This window comes from Algibacter sp. L3A6 (assembly GCF_009796825.1).
Classification (GTDB): Bacteria; Bacteroidota; Bacteroidia; order Flavobacteriales; family Flavobacteriaceae; genus Algibacter.
The window spans coordinates 2,375,262-2,400,000 of the sequence record NZ_CP047030.1; the positions used below are offsets into that span (position 1 = coordinate 2,375,262).

The 24,739-nt window shown below is 34.8% G+C and carries 17 protein-coding genes, 2 tRNA genes and 1 pseudogene (1 of these 20 running past the window's edge); 12 read left to right on the top strand and 8 right to left on the bottom strand.

All coding sequences use genetic code 11. The features are described 5' to 3' along the window. Positions 1–22: 22 nt before the first annotated feature. The 5 genes from GQR98_RS09965 to GQR98_RS09985 all read right to left on the bottom strand — a co-directional run bounded on the left by GQR98_RS09965 (position 23) and on the right by GQR98_RS09985 (position 6,802). A complete protein-coding gene (locus tag GQR98_RS09965; RefSeq protein WP_159019368.1) occupies positions 23–3,214 on the bottom strand; it encodes a SusC/RagA family TonB-linked outer membrane protein in 3,192 nt (1,063 codons plus the stop codon). Positions 3,215–3,269: 55 nt separating this feature from the next. Then, the gene (locus tag GQR98_RS09970; RefSeq protein WP_159019369.1) at positions 3,270–3,959 is read right to left on the bottom strand and encodes a DUF2064 domain-containing protein; all 690 of its coding nucleotides are present in this window, start codon (positions 3,957–3,959) and stop codon (positions 3,270–3,272) included. 3 nt (positions 3,960–3,962) lie between these two features. Continuing rightward, positions 3,963–5,018, bottom strand: a complete 1,056-nt coding sequence (gene arsS / locus GQR98_RS09975; protein WP_159019370.1) for an arsenosugar biosynthesis radical SAM (seleno)protein ArsS — start codon at positions 5,016–5,018, stop codon at positions 3,963–3,965. A 172-nt stretch (positions 5,019–5,190) separates the two neighbouring features. Further along, positions 5,191–5,526, bottom strand: coding sequence for an arsenosugar biosynthesis-associated peroxidase-like protein (locus GQR98_RS09980; protein WP_042505157.1), 336 nt, complete (start codon positions 5,524–5,526; stop codon positions 5,191–5,193). Positions 5,527–5,659: 133 nt separating this feature from the next. Beyond that, on the bottom strand, positions 5,660–6,802 hold the full coding sequence (locus GQR98_RS09985) for an acyl-CoA dehydrogenase (RefSeq protein WP_159019371.1): 1,143 nt from the start codon (positions 6,800–6,802) through the stop codon (positions 5,660–5,662). Positions 6,803–6,898: 96 nt separating this feature from the next. On the opposite strand from GQR98_RS09985, the gene GQR98_RS09990 reads away from it, so the two are divergent. The 10 genes and pseudogenes from GQR98_RS09990 to GQR98_RS10035 all read left to right on the top strand — a co-directional run bounded on the left by GQR98_RS09990 (position 6,899) and on the right by GQR98_RS10035 (position 15,395). After that, entirely contained in the window at positions 6,899–7,954 is a 1,056-nt protein-coding gene (locus tag GQR98_RS09990) for an anhydro-N-acetylmuramic acid kinase (protein ID WP_159019372.1), read from the top strand. A gap of 176 nt (positions 7,955–8,130) precedes the next feature. Further along, positions 8,131–9,355: pseudogene (locus GQR98_RS09995) on the top strand (Glu/Leu/Phe/Val dehydrogenase dimerization domain-containing protein). Between the two features lie 25 nt (positions 9,356–9,380). Further along, positions 9,381–10,817 (top strand): sodium:proton antiporter NhaD, encoded by a 1,437-nt coding sequence (gene nhaD / locus GQR98_RS10000; protein WP_159019373.1) that lies wholly within the window; start codon positions 9,381–9,383, stop codon positions 10,815–10,817. A gap of 176 nt (positions 10,818–10,993) precedes the next feature. Then, the gene (locus GQR98_RS10005; protein WP_159019374.1) at positions 10,994–11,695 is read left to right on the top strand and encodes a MotA/TolQ/ExbB proton channel family protein; all 702 of its coding nucleotides are present in this window, start codon (positions 10,994–10,996) and stop codon (positions 11,693–11,695) included. A gap of 1 nt (position 11,696) precedes the next feature. Then, positions 11,697–12,089 carry an ExbD/TolR family protein gene (locus tag GQR98_RS10010; RefSeq protein ID WP_159019375.1) on the top strand — a complete coding sequence of 131 codons (393 nt, stop codon included), beginning with the start codon at positions 11,697–11,699 and terminating at the stop codon, positions 12,087–12,089. 27 nt (positions 12,090–12,116) lie between these two features. After that, a complete protein-coding gene (locus GQR98_RS10015; protein ID WP_159019376.1) occupies positions 12,117–13,007 on the top strand; it encodes an energy transducer TonB in 891 nt (296 codons plus the stop codon). 3 nt (positions 13,008–13,010) lie between these two features. Then, positions 13,011–14,228 carry a bifunctional folylpolyglutamate synthase/dihydrofolate synthase gene (locus GQR98_RS10020; protein ID WP_159019377.1) on the top strand — a complete coding sequence of 406 codons (1,218 nt, stop codon included), beginning with the start codon at positions 13,011–13,013 and terminating at the stop codon, positions 14,226–14,228. A gap of 65 nt (positions 14,229–14,293) precedes the next feature. Next, positions 14,294–14,368 (top strand) — tRNA-Val (locus tag GQR98_RS10025). Positions 14,369–14,438: 70 nt separating this feature from the next. Continuing rightward, positions 14,439–14,513 (top strand) — tRNA-Val (locus tag GQR98_RS10030). 111 nt (positions 14,514–14,624) lie between these two features. Continuing rightward, positions 14,625–15,395: a LuxR C-terminal-related transcriptional regulator gene (locus GQR98_RS10035; RefSeq protein WP_159019378.1), complete on the top strand. Its 771-nt coding sequence runs from the start codon at positions 14,625–14,627 to the stop codon at positions 15,393–15,395. Positions 15,396–15,536: 141 nt separating this feature from the next. Here GQR98_RS10035 and GQR98_RS10040 read toward each other — a convergent pair whose 3' ends face one another. Beyond that, positions 15,537–16,805 (bottom strand): UDP-N-acetylmuramoyl-tripeptide--D-alanyl-D-alanine ligase, encoded by a 1,269-nt coding sequence (locus GQR98_RS10040; protein WP_159019379.1) that lies wholly within the window; start codon positions 16,803–16,805, stop codon positions 15,537–15,539. A gap of 83 nt (positions 16,806–16,888) precedes the next feature. Then, entirely contained in the window at positions 16,889–18,553 is a 1,665-nt protein-coding gene (gldJ, locus tag GQR98_RS10045) for a gliding motility lipoprotein GldJ (protein WP_199270183.1), read from the bottom strand. A gap of 272 nt (positions 18,554–18,825) precedes the next feature. On the opposite strand from gldJ, the gene porU reads away from it, so the two are divergent. Then, on the top strand, positions 18,826–22,704 hold the full coding sequence (gene porU / locus GQR98_RS10050; protein ID WP_159019381.1) for a type IX secretion system sortase PorU: 3,879 nt from the start codon (positions 18,826–18,828) through the stop codon (positions 22,702–22,704). A 31-nt stretch (positions 22,705–22,735) separates the two neighbouring features. Further along, positions 22,736–23,980 carry a type IX secretion system outer membrane channel protein PorV gene (gene porV / locus GQR98_RS10055; RefSeq protein ID WP_159019382.1) on the top strand — a complete coding sequence of 415 codons (1,245 nt, stop codon included), beginning with the start codon at positions 22,736–22,738 and terminating at the stop codon, positions 23,978–23,980. Between the two features lie 82 nt (positions 23,981–24,062). Here porV and GQR98_RS10060 read toward each other — a convergent pair whose 3' ends face one another. Beyond that, a protein-coding gene (locus tag GQR98_RS10060; RefSeq protein WP_159019383.1) for a M48 family metalloprotease crosses the window boundary here: on the bottom strand, positions 24,063–24,739 show its 3' portion. The gene runs 91 nt beyond the window's last position; the window shows 677 of its 768 coding nt (coding positions 92–768); its start codon lies beyond the right edge, outside the window — the gene reads right to left on this strand; its stop codon occupies positions 24,063–24,065.

A 24,739-nucleotide genomic window follows, 5' to 3' on the forward strand; every position in this document is an offset into this window, starting at 1 on the left:
CCGTTAAAACGAAAATGTACTTTTAAAAATCAATGCCCACTTTTAAACCAAAACTTCGGGTTGTGGCATAGCTTAAATCTTCAACACCACTTACAAAACCATTGCCTTGTACGGCAAGTTGTTCTGGATCGAAATGTGGGTTTTCAGTAATAGCAAATAGATTGTTTCCTGTAAAAGAAAGTGTTAATGCGGCACCGTTAGTAAGTCCTAGAACGCCTTCATTTAGTTTAAAACTGTACCCCAAAGCAAATTGACGTAGTTTTAAAAATGAGGCATCATATACATTGTTTTCTTCATGATTTCTGTTGTAAAATTGTCTGTAATAACTTTCGGCAGAAAGAGCAACGGTGTTGGGTAAACCTGTATTGATGTTTACACCTTGAGCTATAATGCCTTCTTCTGGTCTAAATGCTGTTTCGGATAATTGACCGCCAACGTTTCCTAAAGCCCGAGTTCTTGAAACAATTTCTCCGCCTTGTCTCCAATCCAATAAGAAACTCATATTCCAATTCTTGTAGTTGAAGTTGTTATGCCAACCTAAAGTGAAATCAGGATTGTAATTACCTAGTTTTTTTAAGGTGTTATCTTCAATGAAATCGCCACTATCACTAATAATAAATTCACCATTTTCATTTTTGGAATACCCCGTGCCGTAGAAATCACCTAAACGCCCACCTTCCTCAACTTGAAACCAAACGGTTTGGTTCGCGCTATCGTAAATTCGGCTAAAAGCTAGTGTTAATCTGCCATCGTTTTGTGGTAAATTTTTAACGGTAGATTTATTGGTTGCAAAATTAAAGGTCGAATTCCATGTGAAATTTTTAGTTTTAATTGGTGTTATGCCAAGTACAATTTCAACACCTTTACTATTTACAGTTCCTCCATTTACTACTTGCTCATTATAGCCTGATGAGGTTGCAATAGGTAGTGAAATAATTTGATCTTTAGTATCTGCATTGTAATAAGTGAAATCGAAACTTAATCGATCTTTAAAGAAGCGGAGGTCTGTGCCAATTTCAAAACTTGTGGTTTGTTCTGGTTTTAAATTGGCATTGGGTATAAAGTTTTGATCACTAAAAGTCGGCTCACCATTAAAAGTGGTTTGCGAAACAAACGTTCCTGAGGTTTGGTATGGACTCGTATCATTTCCTACTTGAGCAAGACTCGCGCGTATTTTTGCGAAAGATATGGCGTTAGGTAGTTTTACTACATGAGATAAAATAAAACTAGTAGAAACCGATGGGTAAAAAAACGATGTTCCATCTACAGAAAAAGGAGTTGCTAGTGCGCTAGACCAATCGTTTCTTCCAGTAACATCTAAATATAAAAAGTTTTTGTAGCCTAATTTAGCAATACTGTAAAGTGAGTTAATACGCTTTTTACTTTTAAATTGAAAAACTTCAATAGGAGAAGCAGCATTATTAAGACTGAAAATTCCTGGTTGCGCTAAATTAACCGTTTGCGATTGTTTGGTAGATGCCGTTTGATTTAAGCGATTACCACCAGCTGAAAAATCAAAAGAGAAATCTCCAAATTCATTGTTGTAATTAATTAAGAAATCGGTGTTAACCTCTCTGTATGTAACATCATGTTCCGCGTAAGCACCGTTTTGAAAACGATTACTACTGAAGTTTCTAATCAGTTGACGCGTTTCACTACTGTAATCCATACCTGTTCTAAGCGACACGCTTAAATGATTGGTTAGTTCCTGTTTTATGGCAATATTCCCGAAAATTCGATCACGCTGAAAAGCATTTTTGTTTTCATATAAAATAAAATAAGGATTATCGAAAAAGGCATAGTTAAACGCGTATTGTTGTACACCTTCTAAACCGGGTTGCCAGTAGTTTTTTAAATTATCGATGTTGAGCGAACGTGGGCCCCAAGCTACTAAAGAATAATTCACGTTTTCGCTACCGTAACCATTAGATGGTCTATTATCGCTACTAGAGTTTACATAGCTAAAAGAACTGTTAATCTCCGTTTTATCGCTAGGTTTAAAATTGAGTTTTGTAGCAACAGTTTGGCGATCTAGATTTACACCAGGAATAATAGATTCACTTCTTAAATCGGTGAATGATAATCTATAGCTACCATTACCGAAACCATTTGATATTGAAATGTTATTCGTGGTAGTAACTCCTGTTTTATAGAAGTCTTTTAGATTGTCTGGGTTAGAGTTAAACGGTGTCGCAGTTATAGGCAATCCGCTGTAAAGCGATGTATCGCCACCTCTAACAAAACTACCATCGGCAAGTTGTACGGGGCTATCAAATTGAGGTATTAAAATACCTGCATCTAATTTTGGTCCCCAAGAATAAGTTAAGTTATCACTAGTTCCGCCACCTAAACCATCTACAAATTCAAACTGTCCAGATTGTCCCTGTCCGTATGTGTTTTGAAATTCAGGGAGTTTAAAAGCAGAATCTAAAGTTACCGATGTATTTAAACTCACTCTAAAACCTTTTTGCTTGTTTCCGTCTTTGGTTTTTATTACTATAACACCGTTTGCAGCGCGTGTGCCATAAAGTGCGGCAGCATTAGCGCCTTTTAAAACGGTAACCGATTCTATATCATCAGGGTTAACTTCCATGGCGCCATTTCCAAAATCTATTTCTTGAAAACCCGCCGCAGCTTGGTTGGTGAAATTAAAAACAGTTTCGTTGTTAATAGGTGTGCCATCTACCACAAAAAGCGGATTGTTATTAGAGAAAGATGCTTCGCCTCTAATAGTGATTTTAGAGGTTGATCCAACTCCCGTTGCGCCTTGTGTAACCGTAACTCCTGCTAATTTGCCTTGTAGGTTATCAAGAAAATTAGCCGTTTTTACTTCTGTTAAGTCATTAGATTTAATAGCTTGTACTGAGTAACCTAGTGCTTTGGTGTTTCGTTTTATACCTAAGGCGGTTATAACAACTTCGTTGAGCGCGGCGGCATCTTCGGTTAAACTAACATTTATAATTGTTTTGTTTTCAATTGAAATTGTTTCCGTTTTATATCCTAAAAATGAAAATTGTAATGTATTTGTTTCTGTTGAAATTTCAATAGAGTAATTTCCATTTTCATCGGTAATAGTACCTGTTGCGTTGCTTGTTATATTTACAAAGGGTAGAGGCTCATTGTTTTCCTTGTCTGTAACACGACCAGTTATCGTCGTTTGTGCATGCGTAAAACCATATACGGCAAATAGCATGCATAGTAAAATATGCTTCATTTAATTGAATAAAAGTTAGATAAACCTTCGGGAAGATTTAATAGAAAAATAAGATTTATTGTAAATGAAGTAGAGCAGGAGAGCCCTTGTTGTGTTGCCTTTTTAATATGAAGTTATTAAAGGCTGAAATATGGTAAGCTATTATTTTAGTTGAAATTGAAATAGACTGAAGTAAAATAGATTTAATAGCAGCCGAAATGCTTTTGAAACTATTTAAAACACGTTCTATATCTGAAGCATTATCAATATCTGTTAATACTTCTAAATAATGAATTTTGGTGTTGTTGGAAGCTAATGCTTTAGAAATACTTCTATTTAAACCAGTCGTTTGCCAAGGTAACTTTAAAAAAGTGTCTTTGTTAAACAGTTGCTCTTTTAGGCCCATTAAATAAAACCCACCATCTGTAGAAGGTCCTAAAACAATATGATTATGTTTTAGTTGCTCGGCAGTTTTTAAAATATGTTTTGCAGTTAAATGCGGCGTATCATTCCCAATAGTGATAATGGCTTGATATCCTTTGTTGTAAATAGATTGAATGGCGTTTGTAAAACGTTCGCCAAAATTTGCTCCAACTTGTTGGTTTTCGCTTAGATGAAAATAAGGTAAGCCTGTTTTTTTTGCAACATTTATAGTTTGAAGGTTTAACACTTCAAACAAACCGCTTGTTGAGGATAATGGTTTTGATACCATCTCCTTTTCAGCAGAGTTCGCAAAAATTAATATGGCTACTTTATGGTTTTTCATTTGTTATGCAACAACGCCTTGACAGCTACTTCCTGCACCTGCGGTACAACCGTAACAATGTTGAGAAATTACAATGTCTCTACCTTCTAGAAGTTCTTCATTGTATTCGCTAATGTGTTTTGCTTTGCTATTTACGGGTAAATTAAGCATTTGATTAAAATCACAATCAAATAAATAACCATCCCAACTTATAGATAATGTATTGGTGCACATTACGTTTTCTACAGCAGAAGGATTGTAAGCTTCTACTAGAGAATACATATAATCTTCATAATTTTCTGAAGCAATAAGAAAATCTAAAAATCTTGCGATTGGTAAATTTGTAATTGCGAATAAATTATGAAACTGAATATCGAAATCTTCTTTTAAAGCTTTTTTGAAATCTTTTTCCATGGCAGCTTGATCACCTGGTAAAAAGGCTCCCGACGGATTGTAAACTAAATCTAAACGTAAATCGCTACCGGGCATGCCGTAACCAATAGCATTTAAATCTTGTAGTGCTCTAATCGATTTATCGAAAACTCCATCGCCACGTTGTTTGTCTGTTTTTCCACGTGTCCAGTGTGGCATAGAACTCACTACATGTACATTGTGTTTTTTAAAGAATTCTGGTAAATCGTAGTATTTTTTGTTGGCTCTAATTATGGTTAGGTTAGAGCGCACAATAAAATCTTTAATGCCTGCTTTTGCAGCTTCTTCTACAAACCAGCGAAAATCAGGATTCATTTCTGGAGCGCCACCCGTTAAATCTAAAGTGTGTGCACCGGTGTTTTTAATAACCTCTAAACACTCTCGCATGGTATCACGCGTCATGATTTCTTTACGATCTGGACCGGCATCTACATGGCAGTGATCGCAAACTTGGTTACACATGTAGCCTACGTTTATTTGTAGAATTTCTAATTTTTTCGCTTTAAGCGGAAATTGGCCGGTTTCGGAAATTTTATCTTTAAAGGTTGGTAATTCTCCATTTTTGAAAATACCATTCGATAAAATATCGAGTTGCCTATTGCTATTTGCTAAGTCGCTTTCGCGTTTTTTTAGAGACTTTGTTGCCATTAATAGTTTTTATAAATTAAGATACTGTTTGCTTTGTGAAAACAGTACTTGGCGGATGGGTGCGTTAGGGATTGAGGCATTTGTTGAAGCTCTTTTTGTGTTGTTGCGCTTATGCAACACAAAAAAGCGACTGCCGAAAGCCCGACCCTTTTCGGGTAACGCCCAAAAATTTCTATCCGTCTAATTTGTTTACTTTATTCATCATTTGTACGCCGTGCACTAGTGTTGCACCACTTTTTATGGCTGCGCCTACGTGTATAGCTTCCATCATTTCTTCTTTAGTTACGCCACGTTGCAAGCCATCTTTTGTGTAAGCGTCTATACAATATGGACATTGCTCGGTGTGAGCAACGGCAAGCGCGATAAGTGATTTTTCACGAGCTGTTAACGCGCCTTCTTCGAAAACTTTTCCGTAATACTCAAAAAATTTCTCGCCTAAATCTTTGCTCCATTCGGTGATTTTTCCAAATTTTCTTAAATCGGCTGGGTCGTAATATGTTTTTGACATGATTTTATTTTTTTACGAAATAATGAAATCTATTTGTAATTGTCGAGGACTTTCGTGATTCTTAACAAAAAAAGACTCAAATATTTTGAGCCTTTTTTTATAATTGGTGATTTTATAATGTAATAAGGTGTTGTTATTCCTTAATCAAGCTTCTAGAAATAACGATTTTTTGTATTTCTGAAGTGCCTTCGTAAATCTGTGTTATTTTGGCATCACGCATTAAGCGTTCTACGTGATAATCTTTTACAAAACCGTTGCCACCGTGTATTTGTACAGCTTCTACGGTGTGCTCCATAGCGACTTTACTAGCGTATAGTTTTGCCATGGCACTAGATTTATCGTAATTAAGGCCTTGGTCTTTATCCCAAGCAGCTTTCATAACAAGCATACGTGCCGCTTCAATATCGGTATACATATCTGCTAATTTGAATGCTATGGCTTGGTGGTTGCAAATTTCGGTACCAAATGCTTTACGTTGTTTGGAGTATTTTAATGCAAGTTCATAAGCACCAGAAGCGATACCTAAGGCTTGTGCAGCAATGCCAATTCGTCCGCCAGAAAGTGTTTTCATAGCAAAACGAAAGCCAGAACCATTAACACCAATACGGTTTTCTTTAGAGAGTTTTACATCGTTAAATTGAAGTGTATGTGTGTCGCTACCGCGAATACCAAGCTTATCTTCTTTTGGTCCAATATGGAACCCTTCAGTACCTTTTTCAACTATAAAAGCGTTTATACCATGCGAACCTTTGTCGCGATCGGTTTGTGCAATTACGATATAAACATCGGCACGACCACCGTTTGTAATCCAGTTTTTTGTACCATTAATAACGTAGTGATCACCATGATCTATAGCAGTTGTTGCTTGCGATGTAGCATCACTACCAGCCTCGGGCTCACTTAGGCAAAAAGCGCCTACAAATTCACCTGTAGCTAGTTTTGTTAAATATTTTTGTTTTTGTTCTTCACTACCATAAGCTTCTAGGCCGTAACAAACTAAAGAGTTGTTTACGGAAACTATTACAGATGCCGAGGCGTCTATTTTAGATAGCTCTTCCATAATTAACACATACGAAATGGCATCCATACCGCTTCCGCCGTATTTTGGATCTACCATAATACCTAAAAAGCCTAATTCACCCATTTTTTTAACGAGAGATTGCGGAAATTCTTGCTTGTTGTCGCGTTCAATTACGCCAGGAAGTAATTCGGTTTGAGCAAAATCGCGAGCAGCGTCGCGTATCATAATATGTTCTTCTGAGAGTTTAAAATCCATAATTCGTAATTAAAAGGTGTTAAAAATGTAAAAAATGTTTTCAAATATAGGTTTTTAGTGTGAATATTTCAATGGGTATTGTTATTTTTACATCCGATGGAAAAAAAAGAATATCATGTTGTCGGCGTAATGTCCGGAACATCTCTTGATGGCATAGATTTAGTTGAAGCCAAATTTGTTTTTAATGGTACATGGCATTTTGAAATTATTTGTGCCGAAACAATTAGTTATTCTCAGGCTTGGCACACGAAGTTGAAAGGCTTGGTGGATTGCTCTTTAGAAACTTTGAAGTTAATTGATGTCGATTATACTGTTTTATTGGCTGAGGTTATAAAAACCTTTATCTCAAAAAATAATATTAAAAATATTGATGCAGTTTGTTCTCATGGGCACACGGCTTTACATAGACCCGAAAATAAGTTAACCTATCAAATAGGAAATAAACCTGTTTTAGCAAAACTTATAAACGAAAAGGTGGTTTGCGATTTTAGAGTGGAAGATGTTGAGCTTGGTGGACAAGGTGCGCCTTTAGTGCCTATTGGCGATCAATTATTGTTTCCTGAATACGATTTTTGCTTAAACCTTGGTGGTTTTGCTAATATTTCTACCCAAATAAAAACGGAACGTATCGCTTATGATATTTGTCCGGTTAATATTGTGCTTAATATTTATGCGCAAAAATTAGGTTTTAATTATGACGATGGCGGAAAAATTGCAGCATCGGGTCATTATATGTCCGATTTAGGTAGTCAGCTTAATCATTTAGAGTTTTATAAAGAAACTCCTCCAAAATCTTTAGGCTTAGAATGGGTTAATAAAAATGTACTCCCCTTAATTGAAGCATCTCAAGCTAGTGAAAAAGATATTTTGCGTACATGTTCTGACCATATAGCAGAGCAAATATCGAATGTAATAAAGTCTGGAGCAAGAGTTTTGGTGACGGGTGGTGGTGCTTATAACGATTATATTATTTCGAAAATTAACTCTAATATTGGAGCCGAAATTATTATTCCGAATGCCGATTTAGTGGAGTTTAAAGAGGCGTTAATTTTTGGTTTTTTAGGCATCTTAAAACTTCGGAATGAAGTGAATTGCTTACAATCGGTTACCGGAGCATCAAAAAACCATAGTTCTGGAAGAATTTATTCATAAAATAACGAAAATTTAATCTCACAAGATTTCTAGTTTTTTTATATTTGTTACTTATCATTAATAATTTAAAATTTTAAATAAAATGAATCAACTTTAGCTACAGATATCGAAGAATTACTCGTAGAGCGTAAGCTAAAAAGAATATAATTTATTGAAATTTTAAAACATACAAATTAATGAAAGCATTACTAAAAAAGTACGAAGATAAAGCACCCGAAATAGTATTTAACTGGAAAGACTCTGAAACCGAAGCAGAAGGTTGGGTTGTAATAAACTCATTGCGAGGTGGAGCAGCCGGTGGGGGAACACGAATGAGAAAAGGGTTGGATATGAACGAGGTATTGTCTTTGGCAAAAACCATGGAAATTAAATTCACCGTTTCTGGTCCTGCAATTGGAGGAGCCAAATCGGGAATTAATTTCGATCCAAAAGATCCAAGAAAAAAAGGTGTTTTAACGTTGGTACGCTGTCGTTTCTCCTTTACTTAAAAGTTATTATGGAACAGGAGGCGATTTAAATGTAGATGAAATACATGAAGTTATTCCAATAACCGAGCAAAGTGGTGTTTGGCATCCACAAGAAGGTGTTTTTAACGGACACTTTAAACCTACGGAAGCTGATAAAATAAATAGAATAGGACAATTAAGACAGGGTGTAATTAAGGTTATTGAAAATCCAGATTTTTCACCAAGTGTCTCAAAAAAATATACCATAGCCGACATGATTACTGGTTTTGGCGTTGCCGAAGCTGTAAAACAATACTACACTATTTACGGTGGATCGGTAAAAGGAAAACGTGCTGTAATTCAGGGTTTTGGGAATGTAGGAGCGGCAGCTGCATTTTATTTATCTCAAATGGGTGCAAAAGTGGTTGGAATTATCGATATTGCAGGTGGTTTAATTAATGAAGAAGGTTTTACTTTTGAAGAGATAACAAAGTTGTTTTTAGCTAAAACAGGGAACACCCTAGAGGCCGAGAATTTAATACCTTTTGAGACTATAAATCAAGACATTTGGAAGTTACAAACTGAGATATTCGCACCTTGTGCAGCATCACGATTAATCACTCAAAATCAAATTGATGAGATGATAAATAGTGGGTTGGAGGTGATTTCTTGTGGGGCTAATGTTCCTTTTGCAGATAAGGAAATATTTTTCGGTTCCATTATGGAGCATACCGATAGTCGAGTAAGTTTAATACCCGATTTTATTTCTAACTGTGGAATGGCACGAGTGTTTGCTTATTTTATGGAGCGTCGTGTACAAATGACAGATGAGGCTATTTTTAATGATACCTCTGATAAAATTAGAGAAGCGATAGAAAAAGTATATTTAAAAAATAAATCTAAAACAGAAATAAGCGCAACAGCTTTCGAGCTTGCGCTAAGTCAATTAATCTAAAAGAAAATCAATTTTAATATTTAATATGGAAGCAGCAATTATTTTAGTATTTGTTTTTGGCTATTTAGCTATAACAATGGAGCATAGTATCAAAATAGATAAATTAATACCAGCGTTAGTCATGATGGCTATTTGTTGGGCTTTAATTGCTTTGGGGCTAGATGGGTTTACTCAGTGGTTCGATTCTGCTAACCATAGCTTAATGGAAAATTTTGGAGGTTTACCTTTAAATGATGTTTTAGATGAAAGTGGTCATGTGGTGACTTCTGGTAAAATGAGTTTAATGGAAAACACATTGTTGCACCACTTAGGTAAAACTTGTGAGATTTTGGTTTTCCTTTTAGGGGCAATGACAATTGTTGAAATTATTGATTATTTCGATGGTTTTTCAACTATTAAAGATTTTATCAAAACAAAAAAGAAAAGTAAAATCCTTTGGATTTTTGCTATTCTAGCATTCATTTTATCTGCAATCATTGATAACTTAACGGCTACTATTGTATTAATTTCAATTCTTCAAAAAATTGTTAAAGATAGAAGTGTACGTATTTGGTATGCAGGTTTAATTATTATTGCTGCTAATGCTGGTGGTGCTTGGTCTCCAATTGGAGATGTAACAACCACTATGTTATGGATTGGTAAAAAAGTATCAACAGGGCATTTAGTTGGTTACCTATTATTACCATCATTTTTATGTATGGCGGTTCCAACGTTTATCGCATCATTCTTACCAGCGTTTCAAGGAGATTTAGATGTAGAAGAAGTTGTAGAGAAGCCAAAATCTAAATTTAGTGGTAAAATGCTTTACTTAGGTTTAGGTGCTATTGTATTTGTACCAATCTTTAAAATGGTTACACACTTACCTCCTTATGTTGGTATGATGTTGTCTTTAGCAGTTGTTGCAATTTTTGCTGAAATATATAGTAATGCTAAGTTTAGCATGACGGATCATGATTCTGAAGAGAGCGAAGCTGCTGCACACCATAGCCCAGTTCACCATTCATTATCTAAAATTGAATTACCAAGTATTTTATTCTTCTTAGGTATTTTAATGGCTGTTGCAGCTTTAGAATCTTTAGGTATCTTATTCAATTTTGCTGGATCTTTACAAGATTCTATGCCAATGTTAGGAACAGAAATTCACCCAGGCGGACACGAAGGCGTTTCCGATTTAGTAGTATTATTATTAGGTGTAGGTTCTGCGGTAATCGATAACGTACCATTAGTAGCGGCTAGTTTAGGTATGTTTCATGAACCAATGGATAATGAACTTTGGCACTTTATAGCCTATTCTGCAGGAACAGGTGGTAGTATGTTAATTATTGGTTCTGCAGCAGGTGTAGTAGCAATGGGAATGGAGAAAATTGATTTTTTCTGGTACCTTAAAAAAATTGCTTGGTTAGCCTTAATTGGTTTCTTAGTAGGTGCTGTTGCCTTTATGTTTACAAGAACTTTATTTTAATAAATAGTTATTTCGCTTTCGCGGAAAAGTGGCACACATGTTGATTATAGTGTCGTTTCTAATATAGATTTTAAAACAAAGTGTGAAGGTTTTTGTACTTTGTTTTAAATAGTATCAAGATGACTATAATTTAATATCAAAATAGACGTTATAAAGTTGCAATAAATTAAGATTATATGCTAAACACAATATTACAAAACGCACCAGACGGTGCAGAGGTATTAACAGAGGGAGAACCAGTTGAAAAAACACTCTCGATAATAGAATTAATTAGTAGCGGTGGTTTCGCCGGACAAATTATTATTGCTATTCTATTTTTATTATTAGTAGCTGCCATTTATATTTATTTTGAACGTTTGTTTGCTATTAAAGCAGCATCACAGGTTGAAGCGAACTTTATGAACCAAATAAAAGATCATGTCAGTAATGGTAAAATAGAATCGGCACAAGCACTTTGTACACAAGTGAACTCTCCGGTTTCTCGTTTAATAGGTAAAGGAATTTCTAGAATAGGAAAACCTTTAGCAGATATTAATACGGCAATAGAAAACGCAGGGCGTTTAGAAATTTATGGCCTAGAGAAAAACGTAAGTGTATTGGCTACCATTTCTGGAGCAGCACCAATGATTGGTTTCTTAGGAACTGTTGTTGGGATGATCTTGGCGATTTTCGAACTTGCAAATGCTGGAGGAAGTATTCAAATGGATGTTTTGGCTAGCGGACTTTACACAGCCATGACAACTACGGTTGCTGGTTTAATTGTGGGTATTGTTGCTTATATTACTTATAACCATTTAGTGGTTAAAACAGATAAAGTAGTGTATCAAATGGAAGCGAATTCCTTAGAGTTTTTAGACCATTTAAACGAACCTTCTTAATATGAATTTTAGAGGAAGAAATAAAGTTACGCCGGAGTTTAATATGTCGTCTATGACGGATATTGTATTCCTGCTACTTATCTTTTTTATGATTGCTTCCACTTTGGTAACTACCAACGCAATTGATATTTTATTACCAAAAGCGAGTGGGAAAACCGAGAATAAAAAGTCGATAGCAGTTAGTATTAAAAAAGATTTAACTTACTATATAGATCAAAGTAGGGTAGGGGAAAGCGTGCTAGAAACTGAGTTAATAGCTGCTTTATCTAAAAAAGAACAACCAACCATTGTTTTACGTGCAGAAAAATCTGTACCAGTAGAGCATGTGGTAAAGGTTATGGATATAGCGAATAGAAATAAATTTAAAGTTATTTTGGCTGTTCAGCCTAATTAGTAACTTAAAGTAGGCACTACCTTTACTATGAAATATTTCAAAACCAAACATGAAAAAGATTCAGCAAAAATAACCACTTTGATAATGGTTATTATTTTGTTGCTACTCTTTGTTGTGGGACCTCCGTATATGGATCCACCGGAGGAATACGGTGTTGCTGTAAATTTTGGAACTACAGATTTTGGTAAAGGAGACGTACAGCCTAAAGCGCCTATAAAATCTGAGCCGCGTGAAGTTGAAGAGCTTCCTGAACCAGAACCGGAAGCGGTACCTGAGCAAGTAGAAGCTGCAAAGCCAGCTGAAACTAAGGAAGAAGTGTTAACGGCAGATAATGCGGAAGAGATTGCTATAAAAAAACAAGAAGCAGCTGAAAAAGCTAAAGCACAGGCCGAGGCGAAAGCCAAAGCAGATGCTAAAAAGAAAGCCGAAGCTATCGCTAAAGCGGAAGCTGAACGAGTGGCGAAGGAAAAACGTGAACAGGAAGAAAAGAAAAGGAAATTAGATGCCTTAATTGGTGGTGTTAGTAAATCTGAAGGAACAGAATCTGGAGGAGAAGGAGATGATAATAAGGCAGGAGATAAGGGACAATTAGATGGTAATCCATATGCGCCAAGTTACTTCGGGTCTGGATCAGGAAGTGGTGGTGTTGGTTACGGTCTTAATGGGCGTGGTCGAGCATCTTTCAATACGGTGAAACAAGATTGTAATGAATCGGGATTAGTGATTGTTAAAATTACTGTGAACCAAAGCGGCCAGGTTGTAGAAGCTGAGCCAGGAGTAAAAGGAACTACTAATACAGCACAATGTCTATTAGAGCCAGCAAAAAAAATAGCGCTTTCTCATAGATGGCCTGCGGACTCTAAAGCACCTGCAAAGCAAATAGGTTTTGTAAAAGTAAACTTCAAATTGGGGCAATAACACATGACGTATAGCGATACTTTAGATTGGATGTTTTCTCAACTGCCAATGTATCAAAGGCAGGGCAAATCGGCTTATAAAGTCGATTTGAGTAATACGGTTTTACTTATAAACCATTTAGATAATCCACACCAAAATTTTAAAACAATACACGTAGCAGGAACTAACGGAAAAGGTTCTTCTAGCCATATGCTAGCTTCTGTTTTACAAGAGGCAGGCTATAAAGTGGGCTTGTATACTTCGCCTCATTTAAAAGATTTTAGAGAGCGTATTAAAATAAATGGTAAAGAAGTAAGTGAAACATTTGTAACGGGCTTTATTGAACGTAATAAATTGTTTTTTGAGGCTAATCAATTATCGTTTTTTGAAATGACTGTTGGTATGGCATTCGAATATTTTTCCGAGGAAAAAGTAGATATTGCAGTTATAGAAGTTGGTTTAGGTGGCCGATTAGACTCTACAAATATTATTACACCAGAAGTTGCGGTAATTACAAATATAGGGTTAGATCATACGGAGTTTTTAGGAAATACTTTAGATGCTATAGCTTTTGAAAAAGGTGGTATTATAAAGCCTAATGTGCCTGTTGTAATAGGAGAGACTCAAGAGGAAACGAAACCTGTGTTTGTAGATTTAGCAACTAAGAATAATGCTGATATTACTTTTGCCGATCAGCAAGTATCTAATAATTATGTCTCTGATTTAAAGGGAGATTATCAAGTTAAAAATATTCAAACTGTTGTAACTGCCATCAAAATTCTTCAGCAGAAAAATTATAATATTTCTAAAAGTAATATAAAAGAGGGATTGTCACACGTTATAAAAAACACTGGTTTATTAGGGCGTTGGCAAGTTTTAAATCAGGAGCCTAAGGTGGTTTGTGATACAGGCCATAACCGAGAAGGTTTAATTTATGTGATGAAACAGCTTTCTAATGAGGTTTATAATCACCTTCATATTGTATTTGGAGTGGTAAATGATAAAGATTTAGAATCTATAATAGATTTATTACCAAAAAATGCAACTTATTATTTCTGTAAACCAGATATTTCTCGTGGTCTAGATGCAGAAGAATTAAGGGCGTTTTTTAGCAAGTATAATTTAACTGGTAAGAGCTATAAATCAGTAGATGAGGCTTATAAAGTAGCGAAAGAAAAAGCGGAGATCGATGATTTTATTTTTATCGGAGGAAGTACTTTTGTAGTAGCAGAAATAATTTAATTTTTTTTCAAAAAAAGTCTTTGTAAAGTCAAAAAGTAGTGTATCTTTGCACCTCCTAATAATTAGGGCGCGTAGCTCAGTTGGTTCAGAGCACTTGGTTTACACCCAAGGGGTCAGGGGTTCGAATCCCTTCGCGCCCACATTAAGTTTAAGATAACATCTTAGACTTTTTTTATACGTAAAAAAGGAGTTTACTCTTTATAATTGTTAGGGCGCGTAGCTCAGTTGGTTCAGAGCACTTGGTTTACACCCAAGGGGTCAGGGGTTCGAATCCCTTCGCGCCCACAGAAATTTAAACCTAAGATGAAAGTCTTAGGTTTTTTTTTTGCCAAAAATCAAAGTAAATTCTTCACGAGTGTAATATTTTTACTATTTTAGGATAATCAATCCACTCTCATGAATAGATATAATATTAAAGATACTTATAAAGAAATCTTTAAATCTCACGATAATCCTTCTCTCAAAAAGCATATAGAGAAATTTATTGAGTTGGATACTTACTTGCCTTATAGTTCTACCTTTTTCTGTGTTACTAATACACAAGATTTAACTTTTGAATATATCAGTAAAAATATGACGGCATGTTTGGGTTTAGATAAAGCCGAATTAAAAGCTCGTGGTATGCGTAATTTTTGGAGTAGAATGCATCCCGATGATTTGGAGCAGTGGCTTCAAGCATTAAATGAATTGATGAATTTTACGTTAACTGAAATTTCCTTGGATAATAGAGAGCGCATGAGTTATACTTGGAATTACCGTTTAAAGAATGCTAAAGAGGAATATGTAAATTTAATACAGACCACGACACCATTAGAGTTTGATAGTGATAATAAGCCTATAATAGGTTTAGCGCATTACACGGTTTTACCAGGCGAAATGGAGATGCAAGTTTGCGCTTCGGCTAAGTTATTAAATGATAATGATGAGTATGAAACTGTATATTTTAGTAATTTTTCGCATAGGTTATTAAAAGGTGGTATAAGTAACCGTGAGCGCGATATTATAAGACTTCTTGTTTTGAATAAAACGAGTAAAGAGATTGGAATTAGCCTCAATATTAGTTCTAATACGGTGGATACGCATCGAAGAAATATTTTAAAGAAACTAAATATATCTTCTACTGGCGAATTAATAGGTATGCTTAAAATGAATAAAAGTCTATTTTAATAAAAAAAACATCAAAATACTCAATTTGAGTATTGTGGAAAACCCGCAAAAATAAGATCTTTACAGTGCTATTAATTAGTTCTTAGGGAGAATTATTTAAACAGAAGGTGCTTGGTTTTATATCAGGCACTTTTTTTGCGCTTAATTTAAAAGCCTTTCCAAGGCCATACCTCTAGATCCCTTAATTAATATAATAGAATCTTCTACTTTTGAAATATGGAATGCGGCTTCTAAATCGGCAAAAGATCTATACTTTTTTAGTCGATCAGATTTGATGTCTGTGCTGTAAAAGTTTTCACCAACTAGAATAATGTGTTCTATGTTTAATGATACAGCTAAATCTGCAATGTTTTTATGTTCAATCACGGCTTCTGTACCAAGTTCAAACATATCACCTAAAACGGCTATTTTATTACCTTTTTGTTTTTCAAAATTTAAAAGTGCGGCATGCATACTTGTAGGGTTTGCATTGTACGCATCTAATATTATTTTGTTGCTGTCTTTTTCTATAATTTGAGAACGGTTATTGGTAGGTGTATAGACCTCTATCGCTTTTTTAATGTCAGTAATAGCAACTTTAAAGTATTGGCCTATAGCAATTGCAGCGGCTATGTTGTTGAAGTTGTAATCACCTATTAATTGACTTTTAATCTCTTCTGCTTTAAATAGAGAAATAACAAAGGGTTGAGCGTCTTTAAAGCTAATATTTGCATCAGAATTGTTATTTCCAAAGGTAAAACGCGTAGCACTTTCTGTTTTGTCTACTTGTATGCTATCATTAGAGTTAACAAAAATAGTTTTATTATTGGCTATCAGAAAATCGTACATTTCACTTTTCCCTTTAATTACGCCTTCAACACTTCCGAAGCCTTCTAAATGTGCTTTTCCAAAGTTTGTGATATATCCAAAATCAGGTTTAGCAATATTGCATAAAAACTCTATTTCCTTTTGATGGTTTGCTCCCATTTCTACGATACCAATTTCTGTATTTTGGTTCATAGATAGTAAAGTAAGAGGCACACCAATGTGGTTGTTTAAATTACCAACAGTGGCTGTTGTTTTAAAGTTTTGAGACAGTACGGAATTAATAAGTTCTTTTGTGGTTGTTTTACCATTACTTCCTGTTAAAGCTAAAATCGGTATTTTTAAGTACAATCTATGGAAGGTTGCTAGTGCCTGTAAAGTTTCTAGAACATTATCTACTAAAATTGTTTTATCTGAAGTTTTGTATTCTACTTCATCAATAATAGAATACCTGGCACCAGCTTCTAAGGCTTTTTTAGCATATGTGTTACCATTAAAGTTTTCGCCTTTTAAAGCAAAGAACATGTCGTTATTTTTAATTTTTCTAGTATCTGTTGATACGTTACGACATTCTAAGAAAAGGCTATGTAATTGTTCTATTTTCAAAACTTAAAATTTTAAAATAAATGTATAAAAAAAAGTCCTAACATATTGCTAGGACTTTTTATATTTATTAACGAATACTTGTTTTAGTTTTTCGTTTTGTTTGCTCCTTTACTTTTAGAACCAACACGAGACATTGCACATCTAAACCCAATATAGTCTGTTGCCATATCTTGTGGGAAGTAGCGACGTTGAGCAGGATCTAACCAGTATTCTCTATCTTTCCAAGAACCACCTTTGTAAACACGAACTTCATCGTTAATTAAAGATGTTCTATTGTTTGATTTATCATATTCTCTAACAATGTTTCCTAAAGAATCTCTAGAGATATTATGTTTAGGAGAGTTATACATTCCGCTAGATTTTCCAGATTCTTCATCTTCATCACCAAAGCTTTCAAACTTTCTTGATGAGCGCTTGTCTCCATCTCTAAAGTTAATCTCGTTACTTTTATCAAAATTCGTTCTTTGGAACGTTTCATTTTCATCTACAGGAACTTGCATGATTTCACCAGGTAAATTTCTAGCAATAATTTTTCCGTTAGATAAAGTATCATAAACAATTTCATCTGAAGTAATTACTTTTACAGAACCATCTTCGTTAATAGCGTTTTTAGTATAAACGTTACCACGGTAGTAGTTAAAGTCATTAAATTGATCATCAATAATAGGTCTGTAAACATCGGCAACCCATTCAGCTACATTACCAGCCATGTCATATAAACCAAAATCGTTTGGAGCATAAGATTTTACTGCATTTGTAATATCGGCACCATCATCAGACCATCCTGCAATTCCACCGTAATCACCTTTACCTTGTTTAAAGTTGGCCATTTGGTCTCCTCTAATTTTTCTTTTTCCTGAACGTGTGTACTGTCCGTCCCATGGATATTTTTTACGACCTCTGTAAAGGTTATAACTTCTAATTTCGCTTAATCCTAAAGCAGCATATTCCCACTCAGTTTCAGTTGGTAGTCTGTATTTTGGAGCAAGAACACCTGTTTCTCTACTTGCGTAAATACCAGATTCGTTTCCTTCTGCATCTACAGTAATATTTCTATTTCTTCTAGAGTCAACAGGTTCGCCTGTATCCATAGAGCTAGGGTCAATAGTGTATCTATTTGTGTTGAATGCATTATCAGGATCAATATCAGTGTGGTTTATTTCACGATATCCTGCTTGACTTAAGTTTAATTCGTTAACACGGTCTGTCCTCCAGTTAGAAAACTCTACAGCTTGAATCCAGCTAACGCCAACTACAGGGTATTCTCCATAAGCTGGGTGACGTAGGTAATTCTCCGTCATAACTTCATTGTATCCTAAACGGTTTCTCCAAACTAATGTATCTGGTAAAGCACCGTTGTAAATTGCTTTAAAGTTATCCTCAGAAGGAGGGTAATAACGTTTTAAATAATCTAAGTATTCTAAATACATAGCATTGGTAACCTCAGTTTCATCCATGTAGAAAGACATAACATGCTGTTGGTTAGGGCTGTTGTTCCAGTCATGCATAACATCGTCTTGCACTCGACCTTTAGTAAATGTGCCTCCTTCAATAAATACAAGACCAGGAGATGTTTCCTGTTCTTTAAACTCTGTATTATATTGAAAACCACCATCTCTATCGTTAATGTTCCATCCAGTTGCTCTAGAGCTATTTTTAGAACTCGAAGATTTTTTACAACTTGTAGACACTACAGCTAGTGCTACAATTAATAAAACCTTGATTGTCACTACTTTTTTCATATTCATACTTTTAAGTAAGCTAATAATATTTTGGTGCTGCAATATAAGAATTAAACCTTACACAACAAGCTATTTTTTACATTTTAACCAAAAAAAGAGGTGTTTTGTCCTGTTTTTTAAGCGTTACATCGATGTTTTGTGGTGTTATGAGCGCCTTCTTTTGTTCGATTGTGTTGTATAAACGAATGTTTTGCTAATTTATTATCGTATTTTTGTTGATGTTTTAGAAATTATTACGTTTTTAATACTAACTCAAAGCTAAAGACGTTATTTTAACGATGAAAAAGAATTTATTCCTATTTATATTCCTAACCTCTATTACTGTATTTGCTCAGCAAAAGACGTTTACTCTCAATTGGCAGGCATCTCAAACAATTTCAGGAGGTTCTTATAGTATTGAAATTCCTTTTTTTAATGAAGAAGTCTGTGATTTCGATTTTGATTCAGGGCTTCAGTTTGTTTCTCAATGGGAAGTTGCTTCTTCTGTCAACGAAGAATCTGTAGTTATATCTAAAGTGAGTTATGCAAATATCTCTTTAGCAGAATTAAAAGGTTTACCAATTAATAAAATTCCTAAAAAGTTAACCTATACTTTAAGAAACTCTATAGCAAGAGGGAAACAATATGCTATGTTGCAATTGTCTCCTATTATATATGATAATGGAATTTACAAAAAAGTTACTCAGTTTCAAGTTAATTATTCAAACGGAACATCGAGAAGAAGCGCCAATTTAAATAAAACTTCAGGAACAAAAGTGATTTCTAATTCTGTTTTAGATAAAGGAGATTGGTTTCGCTTTTATATTGATACAACGGGTGTTTTTAAATTATCAAAATCCTTTATCAAACGCTTGGGCGTTAATGTAAATAATGTAGATCCTCGAACTATTAGGATTTTTGGAAACGGCGGACGGATGATTCCTTTTTCTAATAATGAAGATTATCCTTTTGATGTTGTCGAGAATGCTGTAAAGTTTGTAGGGGAAGAAGATGGTGTTTTTAACGATTCCGATTATATTTTGTTCTATGGGCAAGGTCCGAAACAGTTTAACCAAGAAAGCAATACAAATATAAACTGCTATAGTGATAAAACATATTACTATATCAATACAGGTTCTGGTATTGGAAAGCGTATTTCACAGTTTACACAACCAGCAGGTTCGGTAGATTTAGAGATTAATACGTTTCAGGATTATCAGTATCATGAATATGATAATGAAAATATCGCTTTACTTGGCCGTCGTTGGTTTGGTGAGCGTTTTGATGTGGAAGCAGAACAGAATTTCAAATTTGAGTTTCCTGAAATTGTAACATCAACACCTGTTGCTTTAAAGGTTTATGTAGCTACAATTTCATCAGAGCCAACTTCAATGGCAATTGCTGTTAATGGTAATGAGTTGTCGACGTTAGTTTTACCGGGAGCAGACGATCCAACACTTGGTAATGATAGGTTTTATATCACTAATACTTCTGTGAGTTCTGCAGAAGTTGATATTAAATTGAGTTATAACAATCAAGGCGATCCTAGTGCGCTCGGATATTTAGATTATATTTCTATTGAAGCGACTAGGGCATTAAAATTTATAAAACCTCAGTTTCATTTTAAAAATAAAGCTGTAGAATCGGCTTCTGGTGTAGGTAGATATACCATTGAAAATGCTTCTGAAATTTCCGAAGTTTGGGATGTTACTGATATTTATAATGTCACTAATGCCGAAAATAGTACAGCCGAAGATAATTTTACGTTCACCTCTAATTTAGGAGTTTTAAAAACCTATGTAGCCGTGACACCATCGGATTATTATGAGCCTAAATTTGATGGGAAAACGACTTTAACTAATCAGAATATAAAAGGGACTATATTTTTAAACAATCAAAATGAGTTTCAAGATATAGATTATATTATTGTTGCACCAGATAATATGTTAAGTCAGGCCAATCGCTTAGCTCAAATTAACACAGATCAATATGGTTTGAATGTAAAAGTTTTAGGGTTAACCGAAATTTATAATGAATTCAGTACCGGAAACCAAGATATTGGAGCGATAAGAAATTTGGTAAAGTATGTTTACGATAATGCCAGTACTCCTGAAAATAGAATAAAATATCTATGTTTGTTTGGCGATGGATCTTTCGATTATAAAGATCGTATACCTAATAATACAAACGTGATGCCTTCCTGGTATTCTTATGAAAGTTTGAATTTGACAAATTCTTTTGTGTCTGATGATTTCTACGGAATGATGGATGAAAATGAAGGAACCATGATTTCTAGTGATAAATTAGATATTGCCGTTGGTCGAATTCTTGCCGACACACCAGAACGTGCAAATCAAATGGTCGATAAAATAGAATCTTACTATATAAAAGAAGCTTTAGGTACATGGCGGAATAATGTGGTTGTGATTTCAGATGATGTGGATTTAGATTGGGAAGGCGTATTGCAACAAACCACAGATAATATCGGGAATTTAATTACCGAAGAAAAACCATTTTTGAATGTTATAAAAATTCACTCCGATGCTTTTCAACAAGAAACAACAGCAGGAGGAGATAGATATCCTCGTGTAACTTCAGAAATTATAGATGCTATTGATAAAGGCGCTTTAGTTGTAAACTACTTTGGGCATGGTGGAGAAAATGGGTTGGCGCAAGAGCATTTGTTGTTTCAAGAAGAAATTAAGGAGTTTCGTAACTTCGGAAAACTCAATTGTTTTGTAACTGTAACTTGTGAGTATACTAAGTTTGATAACCCTTATAAAGAAACAGCCGGTGAAGTAACTTACTGGAATGAAGATTCTGGCGCCATTGGATTAATATCTACCACACGACAAATCTTTGTGTCGTTCGCTATTAATTTTAATAATAATTTAGGTCAATATTTGTTTTCGTATTCAGACGATGACACATTTCAAGACAACGAATATCCTTCTATGGCCGAAGCATTAAGGCTAACAAAAAACAACCCTGCAATATCTAATTCGAGCCAAAGGCGTTTAGTCTTTTTTATAGGTGATCCGGCCATGAAACTTGCTTTTGCAGAACCTAATATAAACTTAACTAAAATTAACGATGTGCCTTTAGCGCAAGTAACCGATACATTAAAAGCTTTAAGTTATGTAAAAATGGCTGGTGAGGTAACCGATTTATCTGGTAATTTATTAAGTAATTATAATGGTACAGTATCTACAACTATTTATGATAAAAATATAGAGCGTCAAACTTTAGCAAATGATGGTACACGACTGAATGGAGAACTTGTGAAATTAGATTTTTTAACGTTAGGCGAAATCATTTTTAGAGGACAAGCCTCTGTTACAAATGGTGAATTTGAATTCGATTTTATTGTGCCAAAAGATGTTGGTATTCCTGTTGGAGTAGGGAAGGTGAGTTTTTACTCTAAAGATGAAGCCTTAGAAAGTAATCAAGCTGGAGCAAGTATTGGTACAGTTAAAATAGGAGGTTTAAATGAAGATGCTCCGGTAGATAATACAGGACCGGTTATTTCTTTATATATGAATGATGAAAACTTTGTATCCGGAGGTATTACCAACGAGTCGCCAACGTTATTGGCTATAATGGAAGATGAAAATGGTATAAATACAGCTAGTGGTGTTGGTCATGATATTGTTGCCATACTTGATGGTGATGAAACAAATCCGGTTGTGCTTAACGATTATTACCAAACAGGTGTAGACGATTATAAAACAGGAATTTTGAGTTACCCGTTTAGGGATTTAGAACCTGGTTTGCACACGTTAACGCTAAAAGCTTGGGATGTGTATAATAATTCTGCTGTATCAGAAATTCAGTTTATTGTTTATGATAAAGATGAGGCTTTGGTTATTAATAATGTATTGAATTACCCAAATCCCTTTGTTAATTATACAGAATTTTGGTTTAATCACAATAGTTCGGCTCCTTTAGACGTTTCTATACAGATATTCACCGTTTCCGGAAAATTGGTTCGAACATTAAACGGACAAACAGCTACCGGTTTTAATGTTACAAGTTCGCTATCTAGAGATATTGTTTGGGATGGTCGTGACGATTTTGGTGATAAAATTGGTAAAGGTGTTTATATTTACAAATTAAAAGTCCATTCCAACCTGTTAAACAAAACGGTAGAAAAGATTGAAAAGCTAGTAATTCTATAAAAAAATATATATTGCAACTAAATATTAATTCATGAAAACTAAAGTACTCTTATTATTATCATTCGTTTTTGTTGTAAAAATGAATGCTCAAGAAACTACTGTAATTATACCAAACACAAATGATTCTAGAGTTATTACAACAGGCGTTCCTTTTTTATTAATTACTTCAGATGCGCGTGCAGCAGCTATGGGAGATATGGGAGTTGCAACTTCTGTAGATGCTTTTTCTCAACAATGGAATCCTGCTAAGTATGCTTTTTCAGAAACTAAATCAGGAGTAGGTGTTAGTTATACGCCATACTTAAGTAAGTTAGTTAATGATATTTTTTTAGGAAACTTAACATATTTTAATCGTATTGATGATCGTAGTGCTTTTGCAGCCAGTTTAAAATATTTCTCTTTGGGAGATATTGAATTCCGTGAAAACGAATTTGTGAATGCTTTAATACAAAGACCCAATGAGTTTACGTTAGATGCATCATATGCTTTACGTTTATCTCCAGAATTTGCCATGTCTGTTGCTATGCGTTACATGAGATCCGATTTAAAGCTAAGTGGTTTAGGTGGCGATGCTACAGCTGCAAGTACGTTTGGAGTAGATATTTCTGGTTTTTATCAAGGTGAAGAAGAAGCTTACGCTGATTTTAATGGAAGATGGAGAATGGGATTTACCATTCAAAACATCGGACCTAAATTCTCTTACGAGGAAGGTGGAGTCGAAAATTTTCAACCTACTAACTTGCGTTTAGGTGCAGGTTTCGATTTTATATTCGATGATTATAATAAAATAGCAGTAACAGCAGAAGTTGCTAAATTATTGGTGCCAACACCTCCAAGGTTAGGTGATGAATATAATTATACTGATGAAAATGGAAACGGCCAGTATGATGAGGATGTAGATACTCTAGGAGATTTAAGAGCATCAAATGTTATTTACGAAGGGCAATCTCAAGATGTTGGATTTTTAGCAGGTATGTTTCAATCTTTTGGAGATGCACCAGGTGGATTTAGTGAAGAAATTAAAGAGTTTACATATTCATTAGGAGCAGAATATGTATATCAAGATTCTTTTGCATTCAGAACAGGGTACTTTAACGAAAGTGAAGAAAAAGGAGCTAGAAAGTTTTTTGCACTAGGAGCAGGATTTAAGGCCAATGTGGTAAACATAGATTTATCTTATCTATTCTCAGCTTCTAAAGTTCAGAGTCCTTTAGAAAATACATTACGTTTTTCATTAACCTTCAATATTGGGGCTGGTGAATACCGCGAATACTAAAATATAAATAAATCAAAACAAAAAAAAGACTGCTCGAAAGGCAGTCTTTTTTTTTGTAAAAGTAGTCTATAAAATTAAACGACTATAAACCTTTATATTTTTCAATAGCTTCTCTAATTTTTTCAATTCTATTATCTGGGTCAGGGTGTGTGCTTTTAAACTCTGGAACACGATTTGGTCCCGCAGCAGCTTTCAATATTTCCATAACGCCAATCATTTCTTCAGGATTGTAACCTGCTTTTAGCATAAAGCGGACACCTAATTCATCACTTTCAAGTTCATCATCACGCCCGTTTGTAAGTAATGTGTTTTGTCCAATACCACTAACTAGGCCTCCCATGTCTGCACCTACAGAGCCGGCAGTGGTTAAGCCCTGCCAATATTCACTCTCAGCAATACGTTCTGCACTATGGCGCCCAAGAACGTGACCAACCTCATGACCTAGAACACCAGCTAACTGATCTTCATTTTCTAATTGAGAAAACAAAGCGTATGTAATAAATATTTGACCACCTGGAAGAGCAAATGCGTTAATTGTGTTTGGGTCGGCAAGTAAATGAAATTCATATTTGTAAGGTGTTTCCCTTGCAATGCTATTATTTATTAATTTGTTTCCAACGTTATCAACCAATGCTTGATATTGATTGTTTTCATGTAGGCCCCCATGCTGCTGTGCCATTTGCGGGGCACTTTGTAAACCAATAGCAATTTCTTCATTGGCATTCATCGAAATAGTTTGAGTTCTACCCGTGTATGGAT

Coding starts and splice junctions, on each gene's coding strand:
- GQR98_RS09965 (WP_159019368.1), bottom strand. CDS start 3,214: ATGAAGCATATTTTACTATGCATGCTATTTGCCGTATATGGTTTTACG.
- GQR98_RS09970 (WP_159019369.1), bottom strand. CDS start 3,959: ATGAAAAACCATAAAGTAGCCATATTAATTTTTGCGAACTCTGCTGAA.
- arsS (WP_159019370.1), bottom strand. CDS start 5,018: ATGGCAACAAAGTCTCTAAAAAAACGCGAAAGCGACTTAGCAAATAGC.
- GQR98_RS09980 (WP_042505157.1), bottom strand. CDS start 5,526: ATGTCAAAAACATATTACGACCCAGCCGATTTAAGAAAATTTGGAAAA.
- GQR98_RS09985 (WP_159019371.1), bottom strand. CDS start 6,802: ATGGATTTTAAACTCTCAGAAGAACATATTATGATACGCGACGCTGCT.
- GQR98_RS09990 (WP_159019372.1), top strand. CDS start 6,899: ATGGAAAAAAAAGAATATCATGTTGTCGGCGTAATGTCCGGAACATCT.
- nhaD (WP_159019373.1), top strand. CDS start 9,381: ATGGAAGCAGCAATTATTTTAGTATTTGTTTTTGGCTATTTAGCTATA.
- GQR98_RS10005 (WP_159019374.1), top strand. CDS start 10,994: ATGCTAAACACAATATTACAAAACGCACCAGACGGTGCAGAGGTATTA.
- GQR98_RS10010 (WP_159019375.1), top strand. CDS start 11,697: ATGAATTTTAGAGGAAGAAATAAAGTTACGCCGGAGTTTAATATGTCG.
- GQR98_RS10015 (WP_159019376.1), top strand. CDS start 12,117: ATGAAATATTTCAAAACCAAACATGAAAAAGATTCAGCAAAAATAACC.
- GQR98_RS10020 (WP_159019377.1), top strand. CDS start 13,011: ATGACGTATAGCGATACTTTAGATTGGATGTTTTCTCAACTGCCAATG.
- GQR98_RS10035 (WP_159019378.1), top strand. CDS start 14,625: ATGAATAGATATAATATTAAAGATACTTATAAAGAAATCTTTAAATCT.
- gldJ (WP_199270183.1), bottom strand. CDS start 18,553: ATGAATATGAAAAAAGTAGTGACAATCAAGGTTTTATTAATTGTAGCA.
- porU (WP_159019381.1), top strand. CDS start 18,826: ATGAAAAAGAATTTATTCCTATTTATATTCCTAACCTCTATTACTGTA.
- porV (WP_159019382.1), top strand. CDS start 22,736: ATGAAAACTAAAGTACTCTTATTATTATCATTCGTTTTTGTTGTAAAA.